Source organism: Carboxylicivirga litoralis, from assembly GCF_025499605.1.
Classification (GTDB): Bacteria; Bacteroidota; Bacteroidia; order Bacteroidales; family Marinilabiliaceae; genus Carboxylicivirga; species Carboxylicivirga litoralis.
The window spans coordinates 1-18,399 of record NZ_JAFMVC010000042.1 but is presented as its reverse complement, the minus strand read 5'-3'; the positions used below and the strand labels follow the sequence as shown (position 1 = coordinate 18,399).

Annotated in this window: 18 protein-coding genes; 17 read left to right on the top strand and 1 reads right to left on the bottom strand. The window is 34.9% G+C overall.

The genetic code is table 11. The features are described from left to right. A partial coding sequence (locus J1N10_RS19645; RefSeq protein WP_262328437.1) for a hypothetical protein occupies nt 1–1,869 on the top strand: 1,869 nt, incomplete at its 5' end. Nucleotides 1,870–2,220: 351 nt separating this feature from the next. Here the strand turns inward: J1N10_RS19645 and J1N10_RS19640 are convergent. Continuing rightward, nucleotides 2,221–2,499: a hypothetical protein gene (locus J1N10_RS19640; RefSeq protein WP_262328436.1), complete on the bottom strand. Its 279-nt coding sequence runs from the start codon at nt 2,497–2,499 to the stop codon at nt 2,221–2,223. A 322-nt stretch (nt 2,500–2,821) separates the two neighbouring features. On the opposite strand from J1N10_RS19640, the gene J1N10_RS19635 reads away from it, so the two are divergent. The 16 genes from J1N10_RS19635 (at nt 2,822) to J1N10_RS19560 (ending at nt 18,291) form a co-directional block, all read left to right on the top strand. Next, nucleotides 2,822–3,130, top strand: a complete 309-nt coding sequence (locus J1N10_RS19635; protein ID WP_262328435.1) for a hypothetical protein — start codon at nt 2,822–2,824, stop codon at nt 3,128–3,130. Nucleotides 3,131–3,639: 509 nt separating this feature from the next. Continuing rightward, on the top strand, nt 3,640–3,873 hold the full coding sequence (locus tag J1N10_RS19630) for a DUF4248 domain-containing protein (protein ID WP_262328434.1): 234 nt from the start codon (nt 3,640–3,642) through the stop codon (nt 3,871–3,873). Further along, nucleotides 3,870–4,220 carry a hypothetical protein gene (locus J1N10_RS19625; protein WP_262328433.1) on the top strand — a complete coding sequence of 117 codons (351 nt, stop codon included), beginning with the start codon at nt 3,870–3,872 and terminating at the stop codon, nt 4,218–4,220. Before J1N10_RS19630 ends, J1N10_RS19625 begins: the two co-directional genes overlap by 4 nt. Nucleotides 4,221–4,323: 103 nt before the next feature. Then, entirely contained in the window at nt 4,324–4,749 is a 426-nt protein-coding gene (locus J1N10_RS19620) for a DUF6769 family protein (RefSeq protein WP_262328432.1), read from the top strand. Between the two features lie 147 nt (nt 4,750–4,896). Next, nucleotides 4,897–6,324, top strand: a complete 1,428-nt coding sequence (locus tag J1N10_RS19615; RefSeq protein WP_262328431.1) for an efflux RND transporter periplasmic adaptor subunit — start codon at nt 4,897–4,899, stop codon at nt 6,322–6,324. Nucleotides 6,325–6,342: 18 nt separating this feature from the next. Continuing rightward, entirely contained in the window at nt 6,343–9,459 is a 3,117-nt protein-coding gene (locus tag J1N10_RS19610; protein ID WP_262328430.1) for an efflux RND transporter permease subunit, read from the top strand. 11 nt (nt 9,460–9,470) lie between these two features. Next, nucleotides 9,471–10,649 (top strand): TolC family protein, encoded by a 1,179-nt coding sequence (locus tag J1N10_RS19605; protein ID WP_262328429.1) that lies wholly within the window; start codon nt 9,471–9,473, stop codon nt 10,647–10,649. Nucleotides 10,650–10,734: 85 nt separating this feature from the next. Beyond that, a complete protein-coding gene (locus J1N10_RS19600; RefSeq protein WP_262328428.1) occupies nt 10,735–11,682 on the top strand; it encodes a hypothetical protein in 948 nt (315 codons plus the stop codon). Nucleotides 11,683–11,695: 13 nt separating this feature from the next. Next, on the top strand, nt 11,696–12,163 hold the full coding sequence (locus J1N10_RS19595; RefSeq protein ID WP_262328427.1) for a hypothetical protein: 468 nt from the start codon (nt 11,696–11,698) through the stop codon (nt 12,161–12,163). 15 nt (nt 12,164–12,178) lie between these two features. Beyond that, the gene (locus J1N10_RS19590) at nt 12,179–12,589 is read left to right on the top strand and encodes a Fur family transcriptional regulator (protein WP_262328426.1); all 411 of its coding nucleotides are present in this window, start codon (nt 12,179–12,181) and stop codon (nt 12,587–12,589) included. A 68-nt stretch (nt 12,590–12,657) separates the two neighbouring features. Next, entirely contained in the window at nt 12,658–14,829 is a 2,172-nt protein-coding gene (locus tag J1N10_RS19585) for a TonB-dependent receptor (protein WP_262328425.1), read from the top strand. 100 nt (nt 14,830–14,929) lie between these two features. Next, nucleotides 14,930–15,391, top strand: coding sequence for a DUF302 domain-containing protein (locus tag J1N10_RS19580; RefSeq protein ID WP_262328424.1), 462 nt, complete (start codon nt 14,930–14,932; stop codon nt 15,389–15,391). A 6-nt stretch (nt 15,392–15,397) separates the two neighbouring features. Further along, nucleotides 15,398–15,985, top strand: coding sequence for a methyltransferase family protein (locus tag J1N10_RS19575; protein WP_262328423.1), 588 nt, complete (start codon nt 15,398–15,400; stop codon nt 15,983–15,985). An 11-nt stretch (nt 15,986–15,996) separates the two neighbouring features. Next, nucleotides 15,997–16,890 (top strand): cation diffusion facilitator family transporter, encoded by an 894-nt coding sequence (locus tag J1N10_RS19570; RefSeq protein WP_262328422.1) that lies wholly within the window; start codon nt 15,997–15,999, stop codon nt 16,888–16,890. Then, on the top strand, nt 16,884–17,681 hold the full coding sequence (locus J1N10_RS19565; protein ID WP_262328421.1) for a cation transporter: 798 nt from the start codon (nt 16,884–16,886) through the stop codon (nt 17,679–17,681). The genes J1N10_RS19570 and J1N10_RS19565 overlap by 7 nt, the downstream gene beginning before the upstream one ends. 37 nt (nt 17,682–17,718) lie before the next feature. Then, nucleotides 17,719–18,291: a helix-turn-helix domain-containing protein gene (locus tag J1N10_RS19560; protein ID WP_262328420.1), complete on the top strand. Its 573-nt coding sequence runs from the start codon at nt 17,719–17,721 to the stop codon at nt 18,289–18,291. Nucleotides 18,292–18,399: the final 108 nt, after the last annotated feature.

The following is an 18,399-nucleotide window of genomic DNA, read 5'->3' as shown; positions in this document are numbered from 1 at the left end:
GAAGATGGAGCTTATTGGACGGTTGAAGGAAAGAACCCGAAGCAAATATCAAACTTTACTTTTGAAGCCTTATTCTGTGTGTTCCATAAAGACCCACAAGGCAGAACTGACCTGAAATATGTTTTGCGCCTGATGAGCCAATACGGAAGAAAACGCCTGGCTATTATTTCATCCGATGATTTTTGTACCCCTGCATCATTCAAGAAACAGGTACACAGGCGACATGGATTCTTTTGGTATGGGAACGATAGTCAGCTCGACAATATTAAAAATGTGAAGCTGCTTGGAATACCCGAAGCCAAAGAGTTGGAGCGTGTAGGTTATAATGAGGAAAACCGCTTTTGGGTATTTGCAAACGGCTTGTACTACACTAAAAACTTTCATCCAATTGATGAATACGGTATCTCTACACACGCTACACAAATAAACAACATGGATGAATTTGAAAACATTCCTCCGGAAAGTCAGATACGAATTAACGATACTTTTCATGTACTCAATACCACAGCAGAATTTATCGGTAAGTATGGAAAAGATAAGCTAAAGGAGAATGTAAAACAGGGCCAGGTTCATTTGTTGCATTTCTTCTATCTTCCCTATGGTAAAGCTCTTAAAATTGGCAGTTCCGATGGTGGTAATCCATTCAAAGAAAACTCAAAGTATGTGAAGCCGATAAAAGGCAGCGATTGGAACTTTGGGAAATGGGCAACATCAATGAGTAGTGTTTATCCCGGTAATGCCGAATTATTGATTGCTTATTACATTTCAACCGTTTTTAGTGACCTTATCTACAAAGCCAATTTCGGGTATTTCCCTTTATTGTTCCTTTTCGGGAAACGTCAATCAGGTAAGAGTACAGCAGCCCGAAGCATCATGTATATGTTTGGTAAGCCACCAATGGAGGACGGTATTAACCTCGCATCAGGGAGTACAAGTACAGGTATGCAGCGTAGTATGGATTCTACTACTAACCATCCGTTTTGGGGTAATGAGTACAAGAATAGCATTCACAAGAATACCATTGAAGCGTTAAAAGGTATTGCCGACCGTAACGGAAAATTGACAGGTGTAAAATCGGGCGGTAATGAAACACGTATTGCCAAGCCCAGGGGTTCTGGTATAATTAGCGGTCAGGATTTACCAACACAAGACCCTGCTTTATGCAGCCGTAGTTTATTGGGCGAATTTGATGATACCAACCGAGGGAACTATTCCGATTTAAAATCATTTAAAGCAGCCGAAGAAAGTTTACAGTTTACCAATATTACATGCTCCGTTTTTGATTTTCGTTATTTGGTTGAAGAACATTACTCAAAAGAGGAACCAGGAGTAAGTTCAGAGGTCATGGATGAACTGACCCAAGAGTATGGTAATGTTGACCGAAGAACAGTACTCAATATATCATCGGTTCTTACGCCAATGAAAATTCTAATGGAGCATTCTGATTTAGAATTTCCGTTTGATTATCATACAGCAAAAAAAGCTTTAATCCGCTCTGCAAAACTTACCATATCGGTACAGCATCAAAGTGATGAAGTGGAGCAATACTTTCATGTGCTGCAATCTTTGGTTAACCTGTACAAACTTACCGAGGATGTACATTACAAGATTGTCGTTGGTGAAAACAACAGCAAACAACTTTACCTGAGAGTTGGCTCGATACACGGACTGTACAGGGAACAAGCACGAAAAGAAGGATTAACCACGCTTGACCAGGCGGTTGTTGGTGAGTACCTGAAGAAACACCGCTCATTTATCGAACACCGCAGGAAAAATGTATTGTTTGGTAAAAGCCGGACAAGTGCCTACATATTGAATTATGACATGCTCAAAGACCAGGGCATAGAATTGGAAAGGATAACCTTATAAAATACTAAACTATGCAGTTTTACTTTAGCAATGGTATTAAAGCAAAAACCGTCCTCATTTCCTCAATCTTTATGAGGATAGATATTAATAGATTGATATTTAATACTATATATTTTCTTACTCTAAAAATAAGTGAGGACGGGTGAGGGATGAACGAGGGATAAATGAGGGACGAGTGAGGGAAAAACGGCTCTCGTCCCTCACCTGTCCTCATTGTCCTCATTTTATTCTATTGATAATAAATGACATAGTTAAAAAGTGAGGGATGAGGACGGTTTTATAAAAATACCATAGGTCACAGAAAAGTAAAAAATTATTACCCGGTATCATTTAGGTATCGGGTTTTTAATGTCATTTGTGAAGCAAAGAATTCTTTTTAAAATCTTTTGATAGGTGAAGTACAATAAAACACATTGATTCATCCATGCTGTATTTGCTGAAATTTCTTTCAACCATAAAACACTCATCTTCTTCAATTTCATCAAGTTGTTGTACCATTGCTCTATCTTTTATAAAATCCTCCCACTTACAGGTAAATATCTCTCCATGTACAGGAAGATGTCCCGGATTTTCAATTATAAATCCGTTTAATCCGGCATTATCAAATTCTACTTTCAAAATGGTTTTCATCCTTAAAAATGCTTTATACAAAGTGCTAAATATACCCTGTTTGTTTCTTTTTATTGCTCGTTTTTCAAAAAATGGCTTTCAATTCATTACTTTTACAGCAAATAATAATATAAAACTGAAAATTTGATATAAACAAAAAAGGAAGCGAACATATAATCTTAAAATATTAAGACTTAATCTCTTGTAACTAAAAATCGCCAAATTTTATAATCGCAATGAGAGTGAGTACGGGCGTGGCCTGTGCTGCTTTGCGATTGGGTGTTTGGCGATACCTTAGTTACGAGTGGTTTCAGTGCCACGCTTCTTTTTAATACAATTCAGAATGAAAGATTTATATGTTTGGTTACAAAGTGAGGTAAATGAATCGCTTGAATTATTAGATAACGAAATCATAAAGGATGGAGCTGATGAAATTGTCTTTTCGTCAAGTAAGGAGTTCCTGATAAAAAGCAAAGAAGTATTGAATAGAATGGTTGACCTGTTATCTGAATTCGACTTGGATATAATGAAGCTGATAAATCTGATTGCCAAACTAAAAACAGAGGATAATGATGCCGATGAAGATGTCATTATTCAATCTATGATTCTGAAAATGTTGGAAACAAGCTCCTTTGAAACCAAATCTCGCTAATTTTTTTCTATCTTTATATAGCTAATTGTCAAGGGTATAATGTTTTTAATTATGCCCAATATATATTCCAATTCATTAAAAATGAGCCTCCTATCGAGGCTTTTCGTGTTTATAGCCTTTTATGGTTTTACTATTTATTGCGTTATTTTTTGTTTTGTTCTGTGCAATACACTGGTAATATGGAGGTATTCTCATGGTATTACCTACTTTTTTCAAAAGCCATCTTTTTTTTCAAAAAAACATCTCAAATTAGTCTTCAAAACTCCACATACTTTGGCAAGTTGGCAGGAATTATTTGAATGCTTGATAAACCAGATAAAAAGCTCTCGTTATTTTTCCCAATACTCAAAAAAGCCTTTAAAATATTCTCTTAAAGTCCTCAAAAGCAGTCTGTATAAGCTAAAAAGTATTCAAAAGACTTCAAAAGCAGTTGATTTAAACTATACAAGACTGCTTTACTCAATATTTCAGGTGCGTTCTCGCTCATTTTTCAACCCAAATCCAACGCTATGATAATACGCAGAACCATATTAAAACAGGATTTGGTAAAAAAACTTTACCCTGATAGCGTTTCAGTTGATGCAGCTATGCAACAATTACGAAGAGATATTGAATTGTGTCCTCAATTAAAAGAGCAGATTGCAAATAAAGGACACACAAAACGCCACTATTACAATAAACAACAACTCCTCTTAATCTTAGAACATTTTTGTATAACACATGAAGAATTTGAACAGCTATGAAATATTTCAATGACATAAGCGATTTAGACAAAGCTAAGCTACACTACCGAAATTTAGCAAAGCAACTACACCCCGATATGGGCGGAACTTCTGGTGACTTTCAGGAGATGCAAGCAGAATACAAAGAATTTCTTTTAAATATGCAGCAAAAAAGTAAGGTTGTTACTCCTTCACCGAATAGTACCTCGGAGGAAAAGGAATTGATAAACGAATTAAGAAAGCTTGCTAAAGCCCTGATAAAAAATCAAGTGCCACAAAATTACTTACGGCAGAAAATGCAAACAATGGATTCCCCATTAAAAAGTGGCTTACTAAAAGGTATTGTGAGTTTTTTAGATGGCTTATAATTGTATATGTCTAAAATGTGTTTCTTGTTTTATCAAACTTTGCAACACTATTGCACAAACTTTTTTGTAGATTTGACGTTTAATTAGAAGTAAAGAATAAATAATGAGAAATAAAACAGCATTTATATTTGTATTGTTAGCCAACATGGTTATGTTGGCTCATGCTGTTATTCCTCACCACCATCATTCAGAAACGCCAGTAGAAATTGCTGTTGAATGTACTGATACTAATCATGAAGAACACACACATCATGAAAGGATGCCTTTTTGTGATGATGACCATGAACAAGGAGAAATTGCGCCCTGTATTTTAACAGCAGCAATGTTAACTCCAAATAATCAGTTTAGATATAATACATCTTTGGAGCAAATTTCTACTTCTGACATACTACTTTTTACATTATTAGTTTTTAATTATAATGCTATTGCAGATGACATTCCCAATGCTGTAGCAGAAATTGAAAACATTCCCCTTTATTCCAGATTATTAGTTTCATCTCAAGGACTAAGAGCACCCCCTGTTTGTTAAATTTTAAATTTTACAGAGTATAATTCTTGCCTTTTCTTCAATGGGCTTATAGATACATGTTCTGTAATATGGCTGAATCAGTCAATATGTTTTGCTGAATGGCAGAACCATATTCCGATTTTTTAAAATTTAATAAAACAGAAAAAAATGAATATCAAAATTATAGGTATAGCATTGCTAAGTTTAATTTATGTAGCATGTAACCAAAGCAATAGCAATAAAGAACATAATCAAAGTGTAGAAAGTCATGAAGGTCACGACCATGGAGAACATGAGGGACATAATCATGAGGGACACGACCATAGCGACCATGAAGGGCATAATCACGATGAAGAAAGTCATGAAGGACATGACCATGAATCAGAAGCACATGAAGACCATTCATGCGATGACCATAATCATGAGGTTGAAGAAGGACATGACGGTCATGACCACGAAGACCATGAAGGCCACAATCATGACGAGGATGACCATAGCGACCATGAAGGTCATAATCATGATGAAGAAAGTCATGAGGGACATGACCATGCAGAAGAGAGCAACCATTCTGATGAAATTTCTTTTTCAAAAGAGCAGGCTAAAATGGCTAAACTCGAATTAGAAAATGTTAGCTCTGGAACCTTTCATTATGTGATTAAAACAAGTGGAAAAATACAAGCTTCGCAAGGTGATGAAGCAACAATTGTTGCCACTTCAAATGGTATTGTATCTTTTGTCAACCCATCCATTTCTGAAGGTTATTATATTAAGTCAGGTGAAGTAATTGTTAATGTTTCGGCAAAGAAAATATTAGATGGAGACCCGGTTGAAAAGGCGAAAATTGCATTTGAAACAGCAGAAAAAGAGATGAAACGTGCTGATGAGCTTGTTGATGACAAGATTATATCAGCTAAAGACTATGAGCAGATAAAAATGCGCTATGAAACTGCAAAAACGACTTATCAAGCGCAGTCAGCAAACACTTCCTCGGATGGTGTTAGAATAAAATCTCCAATTTCAGGGTATATAAAGAATCGACTTGTAGCGCAAGGTGAATATGTCACAGTTGGACAAGCTATTGCAACTATTTCTCAGAATCAAAAACTGCAATTAAAAGCAGAGGTATCTGAAAAAAACTACAAGTTGCTTAAAAACATCGTCAATGCAAATTTTAAAACTGCTTATGATGATGTGTTATATAAGCTTTCAGATTTGAATGGACGTTTACTTTCTTATGGACGTACTTCAGGGCAGCAATCATTTTTTATTCCTGTAACATTTGAGTTTGACAATATTGGTGATATAATTCCTGGTTCCTTCACCGAAATATATTTAATGGCGAACCCTCAAAAAAATGTACTTACCATTCCAGTATCATCACTTACCGAAGAGCAAGGTCTTTATTTTGTTTATACACAGATAGAAGAAGAGATTTTCAAAAAACAAGAAGTAAGTCTTGGTCAAAATAATGGTGAACGAGTACACATCATTTCCGGCTTAAATGAAGGAGATAAAGTTGTAACCAATGGTGTATATCAGGTAAAACTGGCAGCTACTTCATCGGTGATGCCTGAAGGGCATGGTCATAGTCATTAATCCAAAACCGGAATTATCATGTTGAATAAAATCATAAAATTTTCGCTAAACAACCGAATGGTTGTATTAGTATCATCAATCCTATTATTGTTAGCAGGCTTATATACTGCTAAAAATATGGAGGTAGATGTATTTCCAGACTTGAATGCACCAACTGTAGTAGTAATGACCGAAGCAGCAGGAATGGCTCCGGAAGAAGTTGAACGTTTGGTCTCATTCCCTGTAGAAACTGCTCTAAATGGTGCAACAGACGTTCGCCGTGTACGCTCTTCATCAACAACAGGTTTTTCAGTTGTTTGGGTAGAGTTTGATTGGGGCACTGATATTTACATAGCCAGACAAATTGTTTCTGAAAAATTGGCAATTGTAAAAGATGCTTTACCTCGAAATGTTGGCAATCCCACTTTAGGGCCTCAGTCATCAATTTTGGGAGAAGTAATGATAATAGGTCTAACATCAGATACAACATCATTACAAGATTTGCGCACATTAGCAGATTGGACATTGCGCCCAAGATTACTTTCTACCGGAGGGGTAGCACAGGTAACCGTTTTAGGTGGTGAAATCAAGGAATATCAGATTTTGCTGAATCCCGAAAAAATGAAGCATTATAATGTTGGGATGGATGAAGTAATTGAAGTGGTTCAGGATATGAACTTAAATGCTTCGGGAGGAATCCTGTACGAATACGGGAATGAGTTCATTATTCGTGGCGCACTATCAACAAATAAATTATCTGAACTAGGTAAGGCTGTTGTAAAAACAATAAATGATGTGCCTATATTAATTGAAAATGTGGCAGATGTCCAAATTGGCAACAAAGCACCAAAGTTAGGGATGGCTTCAAATCGGGCAAAAGCAGCAGTGTTACTAACGGTAACTAAACAGCCCTCTACCAGTACGCTCGATTTAACTGATAAATTGGATGAATCATTAACTGAGATACAACGAACCTTACCTGCCGATGTGAAAATCGCAACCGACATTTTTAGACAGGCTCGTTTTATCGACAACTCCATAAATAATGTACAGAAAGCTCTTTTAGAGGGTGGAATATTTGTGATTATAATCTTGATAATATTCCTTATGAATATTCGTACAACCGTTATTTCATTGGTTACAATTCCTCTTGCATTTGTGAGTACGATTTTAGCTTTAAAATTTATGGGGTTAACAATTAACACCATGAGTTTAGGTGGTATGGCAATTGCTATTGGTTCTTTAGTCGATGATGCAATTGTAGATGTAGAGAATGTTTTTAAACGCTTAAGAGAAAACAGGCTAAAGCCAAAAGGTGAGCAAAAAAGTGTAATGACTGTTGTATACGATGCATCAAAAGAAGTAAGGATGCCAATCTTGAATTCAACTCTTATTATTATTGTAAGTTTTGTCCCCCTATTTTTTCTCTCCGGTATGGAAGGGCGTTTGCTTGTTCCGCTTGGAGTAGCATTTATTGTGGCTTTGATAGCATCAACTGTGGTTGCTCTAACAATAACGCCAGTATTATGTAGCTTATTATTAGGTAAACCAACAAAAGGAAATACAAGCGAAAAAGAACCATTTGTTGTTCGAAAACTTAAAATTGTTTACGAAAAAGCTTTAAGATGGGTGCTGATACATAAAAAGGTGACTTTGGGTACAACAGGTGTTTTACTTGTTGCAACTATAATTGTATTTTCCTCTTTAGGACGCAGCTTTCTACCCTCTTTTAATGAAGGCTCATTTACGATTAATGTAAGCACTTTGCCCGGTATTTCATTGGAAGAATCGGATAAAATGGGAAGAGCTACTGAGCAAATTCTATTATCTGTTCCCGAAATTCAAACCGTAGCAAGAAAAACAGGTCGTGCCGAGCTAGACGAACATGCACTAGGGGTTAATGTTTCTGAGATTGAAGCTCCCTTTCTTCTTGATGAACGCTCCAAAGATGAAGTGTTAGCAGAATTACGTGAAAAGCTAAAGCTTATACCAGGTGTAAATATTGAGATAGGACAACCTATATCGCATCGTATTGATGCTATGTTATCAGGCACACGAGCCAATATTGCAATTAAATTATTTGGTACAGATTTGAATAAAATGTTTGAATTGGGTAATCAAATAAAAGCTTCCATTGAAGGTATTGAAGGTATCGGAGATTTAAACGTTGAACAGCAGATACAGCGACCTCAATTAAAAATTGAGCCAAAACGTGAGGTAATGGCTAAATATGGAATTACGCTTCCTGAATTTGCAGAAGTAGTTAATGTAATGCTTGCAGGCGAAGTGGTATCAATGGTTTACGAAGGTAATAAATCATTCGACCTTACATTAAAGGTTAATGATGAAAGCCGGGCAACATCAGACCGCATAAAGGAGCTTATGGTAGATGCAAATGGAAAGAAAATACCATTAAGCACTATCGCAACAATAAGTTCCACTACTGGCCCAAATACAATAAACAGGGAAAACGTAATGCGAAAAATCGTAGTCTCAGTAAACATTGCTGAACGTGATTTAAGAGGAGTAGTAAACGATATTCAAAAGAAAGTGAATGACGAAATATCACTACCAGAAGGTTATCATATTCAATACGGTGGTCAGTTTGAGAGTGAACAAGCAGCTTCACGAACATTGCTAATTACTTCTATATTTTCAATAATGGCAATTTTCCTTCTGTTATTCAATCAATTTCGAAATGTGACTCAATCTACGGTAGTAATGTTAAACCTACCATTGGCATTGATTGGTGGTGTATTTGCCATCTATTTTTCAAGTGGAATTATAAGTATTCCATCTATTATTGGTTTTATTTCGCTTTTTGGAATTGCTACTCGTAATGGTATGCTACTTATATCAAGGTATAACGACCTGCACCACGAAGGGTTTTCTGCAATGGAAAGTGTTATGCATGGTTCTCTCGACCGCTTAAACCCAATTTTAATGACCGCATTATCATCGGGACTTGCTCTACTACCACTTGCATTAGGGGGTGAATTGCCTGGCAACGAAATTCAAAGCCCAATGGCAAAAGTTATATTGGGAGGATTACTGACATCAACTCTATTGAATGGATTTATTATTCCTGTCATGTACCTTATAACCAGCAAGCAAGCTGATTTGGAGACTACTACAGAAGAATTAATGACTGATTAAAAATTAGGACAATGAAAAAAATAATTATAACAATAGTTTCTGCAATATCAGTTTTCACTGTCTATTCTCAGGCTAGTTTAGATTCGGTGTTGGCTGAAATTGAAAGAAATAACACGACATTGGCAGCATATCGCAGTAATGCCGATGCCGATAAAATGAGTAATAGAACAGGTTTAATGCCGGATAATCCCGAAGTTGCGTTTAACTATTTGTGGGGAAATCCTGACCAAATTGGAAACAGAACCGACCTTGCTATTACTCAATCGTTCGATTTTCCAACTGCTTATGTGTATAAATCTCAACTTGCTGATATGAAAAACGAGCAAGTAGAGATGGAATACAAAAAACAACGGTACGATGTTTTGTTACAAGCAAAGCTTATTTGCTCCGAATTAACATACTTGAACGCTTTACATGCAGAATACCAAAAACGCTTCAGCAATGACTTAAAGATTGCCAATTCTTATAACAAGCGAATGAAAGTGGGTGACGCAACAGTTCTTGAGCACAATAAGGCGCAGTCAAGCTTGTTAAATACCGAGAAAAAATTGGAACAAATTAGTATTGCTCGGAATGCTGCAATGCAACAATTAGCAGCTTTAAACGCAGGACAAATTATAAGTTTTAATGATAGCGTTTTTTCGACCAATATTATTGAAGCTGATTTTGAGAAATGGTATGCACAAGCTGCAAATTATAATCCGATGCTAAATTGGCTAAAACAGGAAATTGCCATTTCATCAAAGGAAAAACAACTCCAGGTAGCACAGAATTTGCCAAAACTTAATGCTGGATATATGAGCGAAAAAGTTGTAGGAGAACAATTTCAGGGAGTTACCTTGGGTGTATCAATACCACTATGGGGAAATAAAAACACTGTAAAGTATGCTAAACTAAAAACAGAAGCGATTAATAGCATGGAGGCTGATGCTAAAGTTCAGTTCTATAACGAAATGAAAACACTACACAGCAAAGCAATAGCTTTACAGACTAGTTTAACCGATTTCAAACAACGCATTACAGGCAATGCCATTCTCGAATTATATGAGAAGGCTATGCTTAAAGGAGAGATTTCTATATCTGAATACTATTTTGAACTAATGGTTTATTACGATAACAAGGAAGAACTTCTGAATATGGAAAAAGAATTGCAGTTCACTTTGGCAAATCTTAATCAGTATAACTTATAGAAAAGAGCGGAATTCGTTCCGCCTTTTCATCTGAAAAAGAAATTGCATAAATGGAGAAAAATAATTCACCTTAAAATACATTATCATGAAAAATAATATTAAAATATTAGCAGTGATTGTTTCAATGATAATCACAGGTGCAGCAAACGCACAGTATTCGATAAAACAGAATAAAATAACTAGTGTGCAACAACTAGATAAGGTTGCATATTTTGAATTAAGCCAGTTATCAGACAAACAAATAAGATTTTATAAAAAACAAGGAATAGAAAAAGAGATTCAGGAACGATATCGAAAAGAAAACGACTTTTTAACAAACCTGATTTCTAAAAATTGGAATAATATAGACAAACCTAAAGGCTTATCTACATCAGAACTTAATGAGAAAATAAAGAACAAAGACGGTGTGTGGTATATCTCATTAAAAAAACACTCTGATAAATTCTTTGACCGCAGGGTGGTTAAAAAGAACTATTATTTTTATTACTCTCATTATCAAATATCGTTGCATAACGATAATAAGGAAGTTTTGAGTATTCCTTTAGTCGATGAAGAACTATCTGAATTAAATGCTGAGTTTGCCATTCAACAAATTCAAAATTTCATTAGTCAGTCTGCACAATATAAGAATCAGAGGTTATATGCAAAAGAAGTTAACCAAGGTGCAGGGTTATTATCAAATAAGACCTTGTTAATACCACAAAAACTAACGAATTACTCAGAAGAATATTTAAGCACTTTATTTCAAGGTAAAGTTAAGGTTGTTCCGGAGACAGAAATAATTGATGCTGTAGATGCAAAAGATTCGACAAAAGCCTATTTGCTTATTACTATTAATGACATTTCCGATAATCCTTCATTCAATCATTTAATAATTGATTGTGAAACCAATACTCCAGCGTTAATTTATAGAAATTCATCAGCGTACTCAAAACCTTGTAAGCATTCATGCATTGTTCATCATCACAATGAGAATATGGAGTTTTTATTTGGTTTCCATTTCAAGAAGTACCATAAGATGATTAAATCATAGTCTTCTAATTATTATGGCTAAAAAATTAACAAAGAAACAACTAAGAGAGAAGCAGGCTGTTGAAGATAAGAAGTTTAAAAAAATTCTTAGGAATGGAGCTTTACTATCTCTCTTTGCACTCATTCTTATAAATGTATTTTATACCCATTGGTGTGATACGAAATACTTTATCAGGAAGCATACTCTTTATGGTAAGAAAATAATGCCGGAACTAGTATGCGAGGCAGAAAACTTATTGAAGTATCATGAATCATATGGAGTAAATATTGATGATAATACATTCTACATCTGTAGTTCAAAATGTAAACATTATATCGTTGAACATTACGAACAATTCGCCTTCACGATAGATGCCCAATCAGGAGATTCAATATGCAAGGCAGAAGCAATTTTAGGTCTTAAAAAGAAAGGGAGCAACTTAATTGTTTACTTTAAAAATGAAGAGACATTTGAAAAATATTATAATAAGAAAGTTAGATAGAGTAAATTTGAACAAATGAAAGGCGAAATAGACAAAAAACTAAAGCAAAGAAATATCAAACCAACAGCCATGCGTGAGTTGGTTTATGAAGTATTGGACAAAAACAAAAAGGCACTTAGTCTTTATGAGATTGAACAGCAATTTGACAATGTTGAACGTTCTACTATATTTCGCACCCTCAAAACATTTCAGGATAATTTCCTAATTCATAGTATTGACGATGGTACAGGCGCAGTTAAATACGCACTATGTGATGAAGGTTGTACTTGTGACCCAGATGATTTACACGTTCATTATTTGTGTAATAAATGTGGGCAAACTCATTGTTTGCGTGATATGCCAGTACCTAAAATGGAATTACCCCAAGACTTTTCTTTTGAGAGTGCCAATTTTGTCGTTAAAGGCATTTGCTCCAATTGTAAGTGACACCTTTGCAATACTGTTGCATGTATTTCTGCCGTAGATTTGCAGTATATAATTGTAAATCTATCATTATGAAAAATATATTATCAGTATTACTACTTCTGTTTTCAGCAGGAACATTATTTAGTCAAAACAATGTAAGTTTTGAAGTAAAAGAAGAATCAGGAGATTTTTTAATCGGAGCAAGTGTTGTAATTGAGGGAACAACCAATGGTACTATTACAAATACCAAAGGAATTGCCAAGTTTGATAATTTACCGGATGGGGAATATGAATTTGTAATATCATTTATAGGTTATGAAGAGCAAGAGGTGGAATTAAGCTTTCCTGAAAGCAATAACAAAACCATTGATATAGAATTGGAAGAAGGCGAAGAACTGGAGGAAGTTGTGATAACAGCAACAAGGTCTTCACGAACAATCGATGACATTCCAACACGTATCGAAGCTATTACAGGTGAAGAGCTAGGTGAAAAGGCTGCCATGAACTCATCCAATATTGGAATGCTTCTGAGAGAGACAACTGGGGTACAAATGCAACAGACTTCGCTAAGTTCAGGTAATATGAGTATTCGCATTCAAGGTTTAGATGGTAGATATACTCAAATTCTTAAAGATGGAATGCCTCTTTATGGTGGTTTTGCAGGCGGACTATCTATTATGCAAATCCCCCCACTTGATTTAAAACAAGTCGAACTGATTAAAGGAAGCAACTCTACATTATACGGTGGTGGTGCTATAGCGGGTTTAGTAAACCTTGTTACCATCAAGCCTGTTGATGAGCCAAAACTTGACATCATGTTAAATCAAACAAGTGCTTTGGGAACGACAGGGAATATATTCTATGCTCAGAAATATGGTAAGGTAGGTCTTACGATATATGGTTCGGCAAATAACCAAGTTGCTTATGACCCCGACAATGATGGTTTCTCTAATATGCCCAAAGCACAAACATTTAGTCTAAATCCAAAACTATATTATTACTTCAATCCAAATTCTGAGCTTAGTTTAGGTTTGCTATCTACTGTAGATTCAAGAATTGGCGGAGATATGGAGGTAATAAAAGGAAACACAAGTACAGAGCATATTTTCTCCGAAGAAAACAAATCAGAGCGCTATGCAACACAACTGAATTTCCAGAATTCAAGTGACAATAGGACAATAATTTTTAAGAACAGCATTTCCTATTTTGACAGAAACCTTACAATCCCAGATTATCGCTTTGATGGTAACCAGATTTCAAGTTTTACCGAAGCATTGTATAATTTGCATAAAAACGAAAAATCGGAATGGCAATTTGGAGCAAACCATTACCTGGAACAATTTACAGAAGTCAATACTGATTCACTGCCAGTAAGAGATTACACACACAATACCATCGGTGGTTTCATTCAAAACACTACCGATTTTAACGAGAAATTAATTTTAGAAACAGGATTAAGAACCGACTACAATACTGATTATGGTACTTTTGTACTACCTCGTTTTTCATTGTTATTTAAAGCCAATAATAAGCTTAGCTCACGCATAGGTGGTGCAATGGGTTATAAGCTACCAACTATTTTTACCGAAGATGCAGAAAAGCTTTATTACAGAGGCATTCAGCCATTATCAACCGAGCAGGTAGATGCCGAAACTTCTATTGGGGGTAATTTCGACATTAACTACAAAACGGCTATAGGCGATGAAATGACTTTCTCCATTAATCAACTATTTTTTCTTACGCAGCTTAAAAGCGCATTGGTATTAAGAGAAGATGAAGCAACAAATCTTGCTTATTATGAAAGTGCTGACGGCAATATATTAAGTTCTGGTTTTGAAACCAATATCAAGCTAACATACGATGAATTCAAACTTTACTTAAACTATGCTTTAGTAAATGCAGAATTACAGTATGATAATATCAATAATCAAAAGCCATTAACACCAAAACATAATGCTGGGTTTGTTCTGTTTTATGAGATTGAAGAAAAATGGTCGGCAGGGTATGAAGTATATTACACCGGAGAACAGTACGATAATTTATACAATAGAAAAACAGACTTTTGGACTATGGGTGTAATGCTTATGCGTCATTGGGAACGTCTTTCTGTATTTGTGAATTTCGAGAACTTTACAAATGTTCTGCAAACCGATTTTGAACCTCTGGTATTACCACCAGCAAACAATCCTACATTTCCTGATATTTGGGCTCCAACTGATGGCTTTGTATTTAATTGTGGTATAAAACTTAGATTACTATAAGTTAAAATACAAGCTGTCGAAAACAAATCGCTAGGTGAAATAGCCTCTGAAATCACAAGGAAATTAGAACAAGTTGTCGAAAACGTTTAAATCATCAATTATGAAAAACTTAAAAATCATCTCATTGCTATTAATGGCATTCACTGTTCAATCATTAATTGCCCAAGAACAGGAATCATTCTATTTTTCAAAAACTGTAGATGGAACATTTGAAGAAGTAACAAACAAGACAAAAGCATTGTTAAAAGAACAGGGTTTTGGCGTTATCACTGAAATTGATATGGATGCTAAACTAAAAGAAAAACTTCCTGATATTGATATGAAACCCTATAAGATATTAGGGGTTTGTAATCCTTCATTTGCGCATAAGACATTGCAGATTGAAGAAAATATTGGTATTTTTCTTCCATGTAAAGCCATTGTAAAAGATATAGGTAATGGCAAAATTGAAGTAGTAATTGTTAATCCGGCTGCATTAATGGGTATGCTGAATAAACCAGAACTTGTAACCATTGCAAATGAAGTTTCTGAGAAATTTCAGAATGCACTTAAAAAATTATAGGAGCTTATGTACTTGTTTATTTTTTACTGTATTTTTCTAGTAGCACTTTTCATAGTGCCAAGCTATTTAACTTACAAACGAACAGGGATAAAACCTTTCAAATTTAGTACGGAAGAAACAGCTATAAACTATGTTGGTAAGGCATACAAAATTATTTCGGCAACGGCATTTGTCACTATATTAATCAATGCTTATTTTCCAAAAATGATGCTGTATTTTGTACCTATAGAATATTTGCAAAATGACATTTTAACGTGGATTGGGTTTGGGTTAGTACATCTCGCATTTCTTATCATATTTATTGCACAGCGCAATATGGCAAACGAATGGCGCATTGGAATTGATAATGAGAATAAAGTTAATCTGATTACAAAAGGAATGTTTGGTATTTCTCGCAACCCAATATTTCTTGGAGTAATTATTGTTTTCCTTGGGTTATTTTTTATCATTCCTAACCTTATCACAGCAATTATTCTTGTTGCTGGAGTAATCGTAATTCAGGTACAGGTTAGGTTGGAAGAAGAGTTTCTTTTGAATCAACTTGGTAATGAATACAAAGAATATATGACCAAGGTTAAAAGATGGATACTTTAATTAACTAATTTATGGCACATAATCACAGTCACGGACATAATCATTCACATACGAATAACTATAACAAAGCATTTGCAATAGGTATAGGTTTGAATATAGTATTTGTTGTTGTCGAAGTGTTTTATGGTTTAATAGCTAATTCTTCCGCCTTACTTGCAGATGCTGGACATAATGCAAGTGATGTACTTGGTTTGGTGTTTGCCTGGTTTGCTGTTTGGATGTCAACTAAAAAACCAACCAACCGTTTTACCTATGGATTTAAGAAAACAACAATTCTAATTTCCGTATTAAATGCCTTTCTTCTATTTGGTGCAGTGATTGCTATTGGGTGGGATGCCGTTGGAAAATTTAAGAATCCTGAACCTGTTGCAGGGACACAGGTAATGATAGTTGCAGGAATAGGTGTTTTTATTAATACCATCACCGCTCTAATGTTTTTAAAAGGACAAAAAGATGACTTGAACATTAAAGGGGCATTCTTGCACATGGCAGCCGATGCTGGTGTATCTTTAGGTGTTGTGATATCTGGTTTGTTGATTGTGAAAACGGGATTACAATGGATTGACCCTGTAATGAGTTTTATAATCATACTTGTAATATTATGGGGAACATGGAAGCTCTTTACAGAATCAATAAGGCTTGCTTTAGATGCAGTTCCAAGCAATATCAAATTTGAGAAAGTAAAATCTGCAATTATTGAAACAACCGAAGTAATTGATTTGCATGATTTACACATTTGGGCAATGAGTACAAATGAAAACGCCTTATCTGTTCATGTGTTAACATCAACTCAAGATACCGATAAATTAATTAGTGATTTGCAAAGCAAATTAGCAAAGCAGTTCAATATTAAGCATGTTACTGTACAGCTCGAAAAAGAAAGCTTAAATTGCACGAAATGTTAAAATCAGAATATCACATATCTAAAATGGACTGTCCCTCCGAAGAAAATATGATTCGGATGAAATTGGATGGTATAAATGTTATTAAAAAACTCGAATTCGATATTGAAAACCGTAATCTTACTGTCTTTCATGCCAAAGCGGATGAAGAAATTCTAAAACGGTTGGAATCGTTAAATTTTGGAGCAAAGTTATCTGGCACCGAAAATATTGATGAAAGTGAGGTTGTTTTGGAAAGTTCAGAAGTCCAGTCAAAACTCCTTTGGTCGGTATTGATTATAAACTTTGGCTTTTTCATTATTGAAATGACAACAGGTCTTATCTCAAAATCAATGGGGTTAGTTGCTGATTCACTTGATATGTTAGCTGATTCTTTTGTGTATGGATTAAGTCTTTGGGCAGTAGGTTCAACAGTTTTAAGGAAGAAGAAAGTAGCCCGATTAAGTGGTTACTTTCAACTATCATTAGCCCTTTTAGGGATTATTGAAGTAACCAGACGGTTTATTGGCTCAGAAGCTATGCCTGATTTCAGAATAATGATTGGCGTTTCAATCCTTGCATTAATAGCAAATGCAGCCTGTTTATATATTCTACAGAAATCAAAAAGCAAAGAAGCTCACATGAAGGCAAGTATGATTTTCACGTCAAACGATATAATAATAAACGGTGGTGTTATTCTTGCGGGAGTATTGGTGTTGCTAACTCAGTCGAAATATCCTGATTTGATAATTGGTTCAATTGTTTTCTTGATTGTTGTTAGAGGAGCATTTAGGATACTAAAACTTGGGAATTGATAAAAATATAAATCAGTCTTAATTGTACCTTTACAAAATGAATTCAACAACTCTACATATAAGAAACATGGTCTGTAACCGCTGCATTAAAGTGGTTCAGGATGAGTTTACAAAGTTGAATTTGGATATACAGGATATTGAACTTGGTAAAGTCGATGTTTCCTCACAGCTATCTGATGAGAAAATTGAAGAAGTAAGAACAGTCCTTGACCATAACGGTTTTGAGTTAATTGATGATAAGAAAAGTAAATTGATTGACCGTATTAGAACAATCATAATTGAAAAAATCCATTATTCTGAATCAGGCTTTGAATCAATAAATACTTCTGAATATCTTGCCAAAGAATTAGGACACGACTATTCATACTTAAGCAATTTGTTTTCATCGGTAGAAGGTATTACCATTGAAAAATATATCATCAACCAGAAAATTGAGAAAGTAAAAGAGCTTTTGGTCTATGATGAACTTTCCTTAAATGAGATTTCATATCAACTAGGTTACAGTAGTGTTCAGCACTTATCTAATCAGTTTAAAAAGATTACAGGACTAACTCCTTCTCACTTCAAGAAGCTAAAAGAGAATAAGCGAAAACCACTTGACAAAGTGTAATCCAAAAATGATATAACTCTTTTCCAAAATCGTGTAATATCTATCGGGTAGATACTTCCTTACTTTGTATTATCAAAAAAATCAGAGCTATGGAAGTACAACAATATA